Origin of the sequence: Streptosporangium sp. NPDC000509, from assembly GCF_042898365.1 — a bacterium.
Taxonomy (GTDB): domain Bacteria; phylum Actinomycetota; class Actinomycetes; order Streptosporangiales; family Streptosporangiaceae; genus Streptosporangium.
The window spans coordinates 449,518-461,966 of the sequence record NZ_JBIAYX010000001.1 but is presented as its reverse complement, the minus strand read 5'-3'; the positions used below and the strand labels follow the sequence as shown (position 1 = coordinate 461,966).

9 protein-coding genes are annotated in these 12,449 nt (G+C 70.0%); 6 read left to right on the top strand and 3 right to left on the bottom strand.

Annotated elements, in window-relative coordinates:
- Nucleotides 1-298 precede the first annotated feature (298 nt).
- A complete protein-coding gene (locus ACFY3D_RS01755) occupies nucleotides 299-745 on the top strand; it encodes an SAV_6107 family HEPN domain-containing protein (RefSeq protein WP_389973561.1) in 447 nt (148 codons plus the stop codon).
- A gap of 269 nt (nucleotides 746-1,014) precedes the next feature.
- Here the strand turns inward: ACFY3D_RS01755 and ACFY3D_RS01750 are convergent, their stop codons facing one another.
- The 3 genes from ACFY3D_RS01750 to ACFY3D_RS01740 all read right to left on the bottom strand — a co-directional run bounded on the left by ACFY3D_RS01750 (nucleotide 1,015) and on the right by ACFY3D_RS01740 (nucleotide 4,588).
- Nucleotides 1,015-2,208 (bottom strand): PP2C family protein-serine/threonine phosphatase, encoded by a 1,194-nt coding sequence (locus tag ACFY3D_RS01750; protein ID WP_389973558.1) that lies wholly within the window; start codon nucleotides 2,206-2,208, stop codon nucleotides 1,015-1,017.
- 150 nt (nucleotides 2,209-2,358) lie between these two features.
- The gene (locus ACFY3D_RS01745) at nucleotides 2,359-2,853 is read right to left on the bottom strand and encodes a transcriptional regulator (RefSeq protein ID WP_350948034.1); all 495 of its coding nucleotides are present in this window, start codon (nucleotides 2,851-2,853) and stop codon (nucleotides 2,359-2,361) included.
- Between the two features lie 490 nt (nucleotides 2,854-3,343).
- A complete protein-coding gene (locus ACFY3D_RS01740; RefSeq protein ID WP_389973555.1) occupies nucleotides 3,344-4,588 on the bottom strand; it encodes an arginine deiminase in 1,245 nt (414 codons plus the stop codon).
- A gap of 300 nt (nucleotides 4,589-4,888) precedes the next feature.
- On the opposite strand from ACFY3D_RS01740, the gene pyrR reads away from it, so the two are divergent.
- The 5 genes from pyrR to carB all read left to right on the top strand — a co-directional run bounded on the left by pyrR (nucleotide 4,889) and on the right by carB (nucleotide 12,448).
- Complete coding sequence (gene pyrR / locus ACFY3D_RS01735; RefSeq protein WP_362895569.1) at nucleotides 4,889-5,470, top strand: bifunctional pyr operon transcriptional regulator/uracil phosphoribosyltransferase PyrR; 582 nt, start codon at nucleotides 4,889-4,891, stop codon at nucleotides 5,468-5,470.
- Nucleotides 5,467-6,396 (top strand): aspartate carbamoyltransferase catalytic subunit, encoded by a 930-nt coding sequence (locus tag ACFY3D_RS01730; RefSeq protein WP_350948037.1) that lies wholly within the window; start codon nucleotides 5,467-5,469, stop codon nucleotides 6,394-6,396. The genes pyrR and ACFY3D_RS01730 overlap by 4 nt, the downstream gene beginning before the upstream one ends.
- On the top strand, nucleotides 6,396-7,715 hold the full coding sequence (locus tag ACFY3D_RS01725; RefSeq protein ID WP_389769031.1) for a dihydroorotase: 1,320 nt from the start codon (nucleotides 6,396-6,398) through the stop codon (nucleotides 7,713-7,715). The genes ACFY3D_RS01730 and ACFY3D_RS01725 overlap by 1 nt, the downstream gene beginning before the upstream one ends.
- 187 nt (nucleotides 7,716-7,902) lie before the next feature.
- Complete coding sequence (carA, locus tag ACFY3D_RS01720; RefSeq protein WP_389973552.1) at nucleotides 7,903-9,159, top strand: glutamine-hydrolyzing carbamoyl-phosphate synthase small subunit; 1,257 nt, start codon at nucleotides 7,903-7,905, stop codon at nucleotides 9,157-9,159.
- Nucleotides 9,152-12,448 (top strand): carbamoyl-phosphate synthase large subunit, encoded by a 3,297-nt coding sequence (gene carB / locus ACFY3D_RS01715; protein WP_389973549.1) that lies wholly within the window; start codon nucleotides 9,152-9,154, stop codon nucleotides 12,446-12,448. Before carA ends, carB begins: the two co-directional genes overlap by 8 nt.
- The last annotated feature ends 1 nt before the right edge of the window (nucleotide 12,449 follow it).

Below are 12,449 nucleotides of genomic sequence, written 5' to 3'. Positions count from 1 at the left end.
CGGGGCCCTTTCGCGTGCTCCAGGGACCCGAAGATCGAACCTTTGTTCGTCGTTTTACTTGACAGTATTAGTGATCGAATTTATGTTCGATGTGATGACACGGGGCTCGCGGCTCGTGTTCCAAGAGCGGCCGATCGGGTCCATATCGTCGGCAGAGACGATCGGACCAGGTCAGGGCGGACGGGGAGAGGGGAAGCTCCTCGTCCGGCCGTCCGGCGGATTTGTCGGTGGGGTCTGCGAATGTGATACCACCGGCGAAAACGCCGGAGCCGCTTGCGACCAAGGAGGCTGAAGCGCTATGACCCCTCGGCTCGGCGATTCCGGTGGGCCCCGGCTGTCCCCCACGGTGCGGGCACACCTCTCAGACGCGCGCGACTGCCTCGAAGAGGCCGCCGCCGCCCGGACCTCCGCCGCGCGTTACGTCGCGGCCCACCTCGCCGCGCTCAGGGCGGCAGCCGCCGTCCTGGCGGCCCGTCCCCGTCCGATGCAGGGGCGCAGGCGCAGGCTGCGCAGCGCCTGGGAGCTGCTGCCCGAGGCCGAGCCCCGCCTGGCCGAGTGGGCACCCTATTTCGAGACGAGCGCGGCCAAGCGGGCCGCCGCCGAGGCGGGCCTGACCCGCACGGTCTCCTCGCGAGACGCCGAGGAGCTCATCTCCGAGGCTGAGCGGTTCGTCAGCGCCGTGGAGAAGCTGCTCGGTGTCCCGAGCCAGCCCATGCTCCCGGGCCGGATCCCGCTAGCCGGTTAGAGCGGGAGCGGCCCTCCACCCGGGAGCGGCCGCCCGAGCTCATCGGCGCCGTCCCCGTACGTCTCGCCTCCGCCGGTCCCGCCGGCGGGCGCAGGGCGTACGGGGACGTTCTCGTGCCGTCGTCCCCTCGCGCCTCGTTGTTCTCCCAGGCTTTTCTCTTGCCGGTGTTCTCTCACGCCGGCGTGAAGCCGTTGCCGGTGTTCTCTCACGCCGCCGTGAAGCCGGTTTCGCGCAGCCGTTCCCGCTCGGGGCCCTGTCGGCGCTCTTTCTCACGCCGCCGTGGAGTTCTGGCGGGCGGCGCGCTGGCGCAGCAGGAGCATCGCGGCGTCGTCGCTCAGCGGCCTGCCCACGTGGCCGAGCAGGTCGGCGCGCAGGGCGTCCAGCGAGCCCTGGGGGTCGTCGCCCTCCAGCAGGTGCGCCCGCTCCAGCAGCGGATAGAACTCGCCCGCGTCGTCGCGTGCCTCGATGACCCCGTCGGTGTAGAAGAGGACCTGGTCGCCGGGCTCGAAGGGGATGTGGTGCGGCCGCGGCTCGACGGCCTTGAGGGCGCTCATGCCCAGCGGGAGCGCCTCGTCCGGGGGGTCGGCGAACCAGATCCCGCCGTCGGCGTCGAGCACCAGGGGCGCCGGGTGGCCGCAGTTGATGACGGTGATGGTGGAATCGCCGCTGATCTCGGCCAGCACGGCGGTCACGAACTGCTCGCCGGACAGCTCGCGGGTCAGGGCGTTCTCCAGGCGGCCCACGACGCCCTGGAGCGTCCTCTCGTCGTGGGCCGCCTCACGGAAGGCCCCGAGCGCGACCGCGGCCGTCTCCACGGCCTCCAGGCCCTTGCCCTGGACGTCTCCCACGATGATCCGCACCCCGTGCGGGGTGGTGACGACCTCGTACAGGTCGCCGCCGATCCTGGCCTCCGCCGTGGCGGAGGTGTACGAGACGGCCACGCCGATGCCCGGTCCCGCGCGGCGGGGCACCGGGCGCAGCAACACCCGCTGGGCGGCCTCGGCCACCGAGCGCACGTCGGCGAGCTGGCGTTCGTGGCGCAGCCGTCCGGCGCTGGCCAGCACACCGGCCACGGTGACGCCGAGGATGGCGATGAGGGTGATGTTGATGCGGGACGAGAGGATGTCGTTGTAGAGGCCGAGCGCGAAGCACAGCACCAGGGCGACGACGCCGACCACCGTGGTGCGGGTCAGGTCGCAGGCCACGCTGGCGAAGGCCGGGCCGAGGGCGAGCAGCGGCAGCAGGCCGGACGTGGGGCCGGTGCCGAAGTCGATCGCGGCCACCACGGCCATCACGACGAACGGCAGGAGTTTCAGGGTGCTCTGGGTCCGGGTGGTGCCGATCGAGGTCAGCAGCCGCGGAAAGGCGCGCTTCCTGGTCGACCCCGGCTGCGCCGGGGCGGTGCGGAGACGGGTCTTGGGGGTCGATCGAGAGTGATCGATCCGATCATCTCCCCTGGCCATGTCCACCACACCTCGCTAAATGCGTGTCTGCCTTTTCCTACCACAATGGCTGTAGCCCGGGGCGGAACTAAGGACAGGTTCTGCTGAGAACGAGGAGCTCTGCGGGGTGGGTACGCCGGTTGCGGCGCACCCACGACCGGTCAGGGGTCGTCAGAAGGCTTCGACGGCTCGGCGGGCCTCCGGGTCCAGGACACCCCAGCCGATGAGCTCCTCGGTGAGCTCACTGGGGGACTTGTCATAGATCACGGCGAGGGAGCGGAGATCCTCCTGGCGGATGGACAGCACCTTGCCGTTGTAGTCGCCACGCTGGCTCTGGATGGTGGCCGCGTAACGGGCGAGCGCGCCCGCCTTCTCCTTGGGGAGCTGGGCGAGACGCTCAAGGTCGATCACAAGCTTCGGTGTCGGGCCAAGAGGGCTCGGAGCCGAACCCCCCGGCAGCAACTCCGAGACCGGCACCCCGTAGAAATCAGCCAGTTCGGCAAGCTTCTGCACGGTGACGGCACGGTCGCCACGCTCGTAGGAGCCCACGACGACCGCCTTCCAGCGTCCCCGGGACTTCTCTTCGACTCCGTGCAGGGACAGGCCCTGCTGGGTGCGAATGGCACGGAGTCTTGCACCCAGTGACTTGGCGTACTCAGACGGCATGGTGTGGCCCCCCGGCTCTGTTATGTAGTGCTCTCAACTTGATTGTGCTACCTCGCAACTTATGCCCCGTTCACTGGGTTGGTGCCTGAGGCTGGCACCTTCGGTGACCGGTGCGTCAGGGTTCACCCGATAACGCCACGAGGTGTGGTTACGGACAGTGACGGTAAAGCTGTGGGCGCCTAAGGTCAAGCTGATTGGAAAAAAGATGTCGAATCCGATCCGGTGGGGTCCGCGTCAAACGCCGCACTTGTCCTACCCGACATGACAGAAACTTCGATTTTTTCGGTACTTTCGCTTGATTCCCGCGTCTTCTGGATGGCTTGCGGCAGCGGCGTCGCGGCGGGCGGCGACGGGCGTATGATCTTGAACGACGCTCCCTCCGGGGAATACCCGGTGCGACGGTCCCGTCCGCCGGAGACGGCGGCCCGCGGCGTGCCCGCGTGCCGGTCGCGGGCCCGCGAGCGCCGTCCCGGCTTCCCGCGGGGGAGGGTCAGATGCCCTCGCGTTCGAGCGGGCAGCTCATGCAGCGCGGGCCGCCCCGGCCCCGGCCGAGCTCGCTGCCCCGGATCGTGATGACCTCGATCCCGTTCTCGCGCAGGTGGTTGTTGGTGGTGGTGTTGCGCTCGTAGGCCACCACCACGCCGGGACGCAGGGCGAGCACGTTGCAGCCGTCGTCCCACTGCTCCCGCTCGGAGGAGTACACGTCCTGCGTCGCGCTGAGGACCTTGATGTCGTCCAGCCCGATCGCCCGGGCGATGGCCCGGTGCATGTCCTCGGGGGGATGATCGGTGATCTTGAGTTCCTTCTCGTTGTCGCCGGGTTCGACCGTGTAGGAGGGCAGCATGCCCAGTCCCGCGAACTTGGTGAAGACGCCGACGTCCACGTTGGTCATGACCGTGTCCAGGTGCATGAAGGCCCGTGCCTTCGGCATGTCCAGCGCGACGATTCTCGTCGCGGCACCTCGCCCGAACAGGCTTCGCGCGAGCATCTCGACCGCCTGGGGCTGCGTACGCTCGCTGATCCCCACCAGCACCGCGCCCCGGCCGATGACGAGCACGTCGCCGCCCTCGATGGTGGCGGGAGCCGCGGGGGTACCCGGCATCCAGACGTTGTAGCCGCCCTCCTCCGGACGGTCGTAGCCGGACGCGAAGGCCGGGTGGTAGCGGTAGATCGCCTCCATGTTGAGGGTCTCGCGGCGGCGTGCCTTCTTCTTCATCGCGTTGATCGAGACGCCGTCGTAGATCCAGCAGGAGGTGTCGCGGGTGAACAGGTGATTGGGCAGCGGGGGCAGGACGAAGTCGTCCGGCCTGAGCGTGTGGAAGGCGAGGCTCTTGGGGTCGGTGCCCAGCTCCACCAGCTCGCGCTTGGTGATGCCTCCGGTGAGATAGCGCTTGAGCGTGACGGAGTCCATCGAGTCGAGCGCGTTGCGGATGGCGTCGACGGCCATCGGGCCGAAGTAACGCTCGTCGGCGATGCCGTCCAGGATGTGCTTGCGCGCCTCGGGGATCTCGACCGTCTCGTGGAGCAGGTCGGAGAGCATGTGGACGGTGACGCCCTGGTCGACCAGAAGCCTCTGCCACTCCTCGTGCTCCTCCACGGCGCGCTGCACCCACAGCACGTCGTCGAAGAGGAAGTCGTCCTTGTTCGACGGCGTGAGCCGTTTCAGGGCGAGTTCCGGCCTGTGCAGCAGGACCTGGTGGAGCCGGCCGACCTCGGAGTCGACGTGAAAGGTCATTTCTCTTCCTTAGCGGCTGGTTGACGGGAGTGGCCGGGGGCGGGCACGCCGGGACGGCCGCGTCCGGGAGGTGGCCGTCATGCTTCGCCTTGGTGCGGATGTAAAGCGCATACCCGGAAGACCAAGGGGAAGTCAGCGAAGATCGTGATATTTATTCACTTTTGAGAAGATTGTCGAGCCGGACCCGCGCTGTTCGCGAAGCGGACCCCTGTTCGGGCGAACCGTCACCGAGCTGGTACCTTGAGGTCGTTGACTTCCTTTAAGACCCGTCCCGTGAGGCGGGAAAGGTGGTGTTCCTCCTTGGCAGAGGCCATTTCGCGTGCGCTGTCGCACGCACAGGGCGGCGCCCGCGCCGTCCTTGAACAGCCCGACATCAACCGGGCCCTCATCCGCATCTCCCACGAGATCCTTGAGCGGACCAAGGGCGGTGAGAACGTCGTCCTGCTGGGCATTCCCACCCGCGGCGTCCACCTGGCCCGCCGGCTGGCCGCCCACATCAAGCAGTTCGAGGGCCGCTCGGTCCCGGTGGGCTCCCTCGACGTCACGATGTACCGCGACGACCTCCGGCTGCGGCCCGCCCGCGCGCTCGGCCGCACCGAGCTGCCCGCCGACGGCATCGACGGCAGGGTGGTCGTCCTCGTCGACGACGTCCTCTACTCGGGCCGCACCGTCCGCGCCGCACTCGACGCGCTCAACGACCTGGGCCGCCCGCAGGCCGTGCAACTCGCCGCCCTGGTCGACCGGGGTCATCGCGAGCTGCCCATCCGCCCCGACTACGTGGGCAAGAACCTGCCGACGTCGAAGTCCGAGATCGTCAAGGTCTACCTGGAGGAGAACGACGGCAGCGACGCGGTCCTGCTGCTGAAGGGGGACGAGCGATGAAACGCCACCTGATCTCCGCGGCCGACCTGACCCGCGACGACGCCCTGCTCATCCTGGACACCGCCGACGAGCTGGCGAAGATCTCGGAACGTTCCATCAAGAAGCTCCCCACCCTGCGGGGACGCACGGTGGTGAACCTCTTCTTCGAGGACTCCACCCGGACCAGGATCTCCTTCGAGGCCGCTGCCAAGCGACTGTCGGCCGACGTCATCAACTTCTCCGCCAAGGGCTCCAGCGTCTCCAAGGGCGAGTCGCTCAAGGACACCGCGCTCACCCTGGAGGCGATGGGCGCCGACGCCGTCGTCATCCGCCACGGCGCCTCGGGCGCGCCGCACCGGCTGGCCGGCTGGGTGCGCGGCAGCGTCGTCAACGCCGGAGACGGCACCCACGAGCACCCCACCCAGGCCCTGCTCGACGCCTTCACCATGCGCCGCCGCCTGGGCCCGCTGGACGGCAGGAGGGTCACCATCGTCGGCGACGTGCTGCACAGCAGGGTGGCCCGCTCCAACGTGCTGCTGCTGGCCACGCTCGGCGCCGAGGTGACCCTGGTCGCCCCGCCGACCCTGTTCCCGGTCCAGGTCGGCTCCTGGCCGTGCGAGGTCTCCTACGACCTCGACGCGGTGCTGCCCAAGTCCGACGTGGTGATGATGCTGCGCGTGCAGCGCGAGCGCATGAACGCGGCGTTCTTCCCCACCGAGCGGGAGTACAGCCGCCGCTACGGGCTCGACCGCGACCGCGTCGCCAAGATGCCCGAACACGCCATCGTGATGCACCCCGGCCCGATGAACCGGGGCATGGAGATCGCGGCCGAGGTGGCCGACTCGCCGCGCTCGACGATCGTCGAGCAGGTCGCCAACGGTGTGACCGCACGCATGGCCGTCCTGTACCTGCTGCTTGGCGGCGCCGACCTCCGAGGAGAGATCTGATGAACGACCGCATCGGGGCCACGCGTGACGGCATCGTCATCAGGGGCGCCAGGATCCTCGGCGGTGAGCCGGTCGACATCCTGGTCCGCGACGGCCTGCTGGTGGAGATCGGCCGGGGACTGTCCGGCGGCGAGGTCGTGGAGGCGGAAGGGCTGATCGCCCTGCCCGGCCTGGTCGACCTGCACACCCACCTGCGCGAGCCGGGCCGCGAGGACGCGGAGACCGTCGACACCGGCACCCGCGCAGCCGCCCTCGGCGGCTACACCGCCGTACACGCCATGGCCAACACCGAGCCGGTCGCCGACACGGCCGGCGTCGTCGAGCAGGTCTGGCGCCTGGGCCAGGAGGCGGGCCACTGCGACGTGCACCCCGTCGGCGCCGTCACCGTCGGCCTGGGCGGCGAGCGCCTCGCCGAGCTCGGCGCGATGGCCGACTCCACCGCGCGGGTCAGGGTCTTCTCCGACGACGGCAAGTGCGTCTCCGACGCGGTGCTCATGCGCCGCGCCCTGGAGTACGTCAAGGCGTTCGACGGCGTCGTCGCCCAGCACGCCCAGGAGCCGCGTCTGACCGCGGGCGCGCAGATGAACGAGGGCGCGGTCTCGGGGCGGCTCGGCCTCACCGGGTGGCCCGCGGTCGCCGAGGAGGCGATCATCGCCCGCGACTGCCTGCTCGCCGCCCATGTCGGCTCGCGCCTGCACATCTGCCACGTCTCCACGGCCGGTTCCGTGGAGATCATCCGCTGGGCCAAGTCCAAGGGCTGGGACGTCACCGCCGAGGTGACCCCGCACCACCTGCTGCTCACCGACGACCTCGTCGAGGACTCCCCGGTCGGCTCCTACAACCCGATCTACAAGGTGAACCCGCCGCTGCGCACGCGCGAGGACGTCGAGGCGCTGCGCGAGGCCCTGGCCGACGGCACGATCGACTGCGTGGCCACCGACCACGCCCCGCACCCGGTCGAGGACAAGGAGACCGAGTGGGCCGCCGCGGCGATGGGCATGATCGGCCTGGAGACGGCGCTGGCGGTGGTTCAGGAGGCGATGGTGGACACGGGGCTGCTCGACTGGGCGGGTGTCGCCGAGCGCATGTCCGTCGCCCCCGCCAGGATCGGCAGGCTCCAGGGCCAGGGGCGGCCGATCGAGGTCGGGGCCCCGGCCAACATCACCCTCTACGACCCGTCGGTGCGCGCCGCGGTCGACCCCGGGGGCTACGCTTCAAAAAGTCGTAACACGCCCTACGAGGGCCTCACCCTGCCGGGCCGTGTCGTGGCGACCCTCCTGCGCGGCAGGCCGACCGTCCTGGACGGAAAGCTCACGTGAGGGGCCTCGTCCGCCGAGCCCGGACCGTCGCGGGCGCCGCCCCCGACGGCTTCTCCTCTCCCTCGCCGAGGCGTGGGGGTTCCTCCCGAGGACACGAGGGTGTCCCTTCCGGCGGCGGGGCGGCGACCCAGCGTGCCGGATATTTCATACTTCGCGGAGCTGTAACCGAGATGATCGGGGTGTGTGAGTGACCGCAGTGCTAGTCCTGGAAGACGGGCGCGTCTTCCACGGGACCCCCTACGGCGCCGAGGGCGAGACCTTCGGCGAGATGGTCTTCAACACGGGGATGACCGGCTACCAGGAGACGCTGACCGACCCGTCGTACCACCGCCAGATCGTCGCGATGACCGCGCCCCACATCGGGAACACCGGGGTCAACGACGAGGACCCGGAGTCGTCGAGGGTGTGGGTGGCCGGATACGTGGTCCGCGAGCCCGCCCGGGTGGCCTCCAACTGGCGCTCCAACCGTTCCCTGGACGACTACCTCAAGGAGCAGGGCGTCGTCGGCATCGCCATCACCGGCACCCGCGCCCTCACCCGCCACCTGCGGGAGCGGGGGGCGATGCGGGCCGGGGTCTTCTCCGGCAAGGCCCTGGCGCCCGTCGAGGAGCTGCTGGAGCGGGTGCTGGGCAGCCCCGCGATGGAGGGCGCCGACCTGGCGGGCGAGGTCTCCACCCCGAAGCCGTACGTCGTGCCCGCGATCGGTCCCAAGCGGTTCACCGTGGCCGCCGTCGATCTCGGCATCAAGGCGATGACGCCGCACCGGATGGCCGAGCGCGGCTGCGAGGTGCACGTGCTGCCCGCCTCCGTCACCGCCGAGGAGATCCTCGCGATCGGTCCCGACGGGGTGTTCTTCTCCAACGGTCCCGGCGACCCCGCCACCGCCGACGGCCAGGTCGAGGCGCTTCGCGGCGTCCTCGACGCGGGCGTGCCGTTCTTCGGCATCTGCTTCGGCAACCAGCTCTTCGGGCGGGCGCTCGGGCTGGGCACCTACAAGCTGCGCTACGGCCACCGGGGCGTCAACCAGCCGGTGCAGCACCGGGGCACCGGCAAGGTGGAGATCTCCGCGCACAACCACGGCTTCGCGGTACGCGCACCGCTGGAGGGCGTGTTCGACACGCCGTACGGGCCGGCGGAGGTCAGCCACGTCAACCTCAACGACGACTGCGTCGAGGGGCTGCGGCTGCTCGACCGCCGGGCGTTCAGCGTCCAGTACCACCCCGAGGCGGCGGCGGGCCCGCACGACTCGGCCGGCCTGTTCGACGACTTCTGCGCGTTGATGGCGGGCGGGCGGCGAACGGCCGGCGAGGAGCCGAGCGCGACCATGAGTGCGGAGCGGTCGAGGGGACGAGCGGGCGGAGTGGCCGGCGAGGGACGAGGCGTCCGCGGAGCCGGCGAGGAGCCGAGCGCGACCATGAGTACGGAGGGAAGCAAGGGTGCCTAAGCGTACGGACATCCAGTCGATCATGGTGATCGGCTCAGGGCCGATCGTGATCGGCCAGGCCTGCGAGTTCGACTATTCGGGCACCCAGGCCTGCCGAGTGCTGCGCGCCGAGGGCTTCCGCGTGATCCTCGTCAACAGCAACCCGGCGACGATCATGACCGACCCCGAGTTCGCCGACGCCACCTACGTCGAGCCCATCACCCCCGACATCGTCGAGAAGATCATCGCGAAGGAGCGGCCCGACGCGCTGCTGCCCACCCTGGGCGGGCAGACCGCGCTGAACGCCGCGATCTCCCTGTACGAGGCCGGGATCCTGGACCGCTACGACGTCGAGCTGATCGGGGCCGACGTCGACGCCATCCAGGCGGGCGAGAACCGCGAGCTCTTCAAGGGCATCGTGGCCAAGGTCGCCGCCGAGCGCGGCCTCAACGCCGAGTCGGCGCGCTCGTTCGTCTGCCACACCATGAACGAGTGCCTGGCCGCCGCGCACGAGCTGGGCTACCCGCTGGTGGTGCGGCCCTCCTTCACCATGGGCGGGGTGGGTTCCGGCTTCGCCCACGACGAGGAGGAGCTGCGCCGCATCGCCGGGGCGGGCCTCGACGCCTCGCCGACCACCGAGGTGCTGCTTGAGGAGTCCATCCTCGGCTGGAAGGAGTACGAGCTGGAGGTCATGCGCGACCGGGCCGACAACGTGGTGATCGTCTGCTCGATCGAGAACATCGACCCGATGGGCGTGCACACCGGCGACAGCGTCACCGTCGCCCCCGCGCTCACGCTGACCGACCGCGAGTACCAGAACATGCGCGACGTGGCCATCGCGGTCATCCGCGAGGTCGGCGTCGACACCGGCGGCTGCAACATCCAGTTCGCCGTCGACCCGCGCACCGGCCGCATGGTCGTCATCGAGATGAACCCCCGCGTCTCGCGCTCCTCGGCGCTCGCGTCCAAGGCCACCGGCTTCCCGATCGCGAAGATCGCCGCCAAGCTCGCCATCGGCTACACCCTGGACGAGATCCCCAACGACATCACGAAGGAGACCCCCGCGTCGTTCGAGCCCTCGCTCGACTACGTCGTGGTCAAGGTGCCGAGGTTCGCGTTCGAGAAGTTCACCGGCGCAGACCGGACCCTCACCACCCACATGAAGTCGGTGGGCGAGGCGATGGCGATCGGCAGGTCCTTCCCCGAGGCCCTGCAGAAGGCGCTGCGCTCGCTGGAGAAGAAGGGCGCCTCCTTCACCTGGGCGGGGGAGCCCGGCCCCAAGGACGAGCTCCTGGCCGCCTGCCGCGTCCCGCACGACGGGCGCCTGTTCACCATGCAGCAGGCCATCCGCGCCGGGGCCACGATCGAGGAGCTGTCGGAGGCGACCTCCGTCGACCCCTGGTTCCTGGACCAGCTCTTCGCGATCGACGCGATGGCCGCCGAGTTGCGCGAGGCGCCACAGCTCACCGCCGAGGTGCTGACCGGGGCCAAGCGGTACGGGTTCAGCGACGTGCAGATCGCCGAGCTGTGCGACATGACCGAGCCGCGGGTGCGCGACCTGCGCCACGCGCTCGGCGTCCGCCCGGTCTACAACACCGTCGACACCTGCGCCGCCGAGTTCGCCGCCCAGACCCCCTACCTGTACTCCACCTACGACGAGGAGACCGAGGTCCCCTACGGGGAGCGTCCCAAGGTCCTCATCCTCGGCTCTGGACCCAACAGGATCGGCCAGGGCATCGAGTTCGACTACGCGTGCGTGCACGCCTCCTTCGAGCTGTCGTCGGCCGGGTACGAGACCGTCATGGTCAACTGCAACCCCGAGACGGTCTCCACCGACTACGACACCTCCGACCGCCTCTACTTCGAGCCGCTCACCCTGGAGGACGTCCTGGAGGTCGTCCACGCCGAGCAGCAGACCGGTCCGGTGGTGGGCGTCATCGTCCAACTCGGCGGCCAGACCCCGCTCGGCCTGGCCCAGGCGCTCAAGGACGCCGGGGTCCCGATCGTCGGCACCTCGCCCGAGTCGATCCACCTCGCCGAGGAGCGCGGCGCGTTCGGCAGGGTGCTGGCCGAGGCGGGGCTGCCCGCGCCCAAGCACGGCGTCGCGGTGACGGAGGAGGAGGCGCTGGCCATCGCCGCGGAGATCGGCTACCCGGTGCTGGTGCGGCCCTCCTACGTGCTGGGCGGCGCCGGTATGGCCATCGTCTACGACGACGACACCCTGACCTCCTACATGGCCAAGGCCGGAGCGGCGAGCGACCATCCGGTGCTGGTGGACAAGTTCCTCGACGAGGCCGTGGAGATCGACGTCGACGCCCTGTTCGACGGCGAGGAGCTCTACCTCGGCGGTGTGATGGAACACATCGAGGAGGCGGGCATCCACTCCGGCGACTCGGCGTGCTCGCTGCCGCCGATGACGCTGGGCGGCTACGACATCAAGCGCATCCGCGCCGCCACCGAGGCGATCGCCCGGGGAGTGGGCGTGCGCGGCCTGCTCAACGTGCAGTACGCCATGTCCGCCAACATCCTGTACGTGCTGGAGGCGAACCCCCGCGCGAGCCGCACCGTCCCGTTCGTCTCCAAGGCCACGGCGGTGCCGCTGGCCAAGGCGGCGGCCAGGGTGATGATGGGCGCCACGGTGGCGGAGCTGCGCGCAGAGGGTCTGCTGCCCCCGACCGGCGACGGCGGCACCATGCCGCTGGACGCGCCCATCGCGGTCAAGGAGGCCGTGCTGCCGTTCAACCGCTTCCGCGGCGTGGACATCGTGCTCAGCCCCGAGATGCGCTCCACCGGCGAGGTGATGGGCATCGACGAGTTCTTCGGCACCGCCTACGCCAAGTCGCAGGCCGCCGCGTACGGCTCGCTGCCCACCAAGGGACGGGCGTTCGTCTCGGTGGCCAACCGCGACAAACGCGCCATGATCTTCCCGGTCAAGGCGCTCGCCGACCTCGGCTTCGAGATCCTCGCCACCGAGGGCACCGCCGAAGTGCTGCGCCGCAACGGCGTCCATGCCAAGATCGTGCGCAAGCACAGCGAGGGGACGGGCCCCGAAGGCGAGCAGACGATCGTCCGGCGCATCCTGGACGGGGAGGTGGACCTCATCGTCAACACCCCCTTCGGCAGTCCCGGCCAGGCGGGGCCGCGTCTGGACGGTTACGAGATCCGCACCGCCGCGGTGCTGCGCGCCATCCCCTGCATCACCACCGTCCAGGGGCTCGCCGCGGCCGTACAGGGCATCCAGGCGATCGTCCGTGGCGACATCGGCGTACGGTCGCTTCAGGAGCACGCGAAGCGTTTGCGGAGCGGCTGAG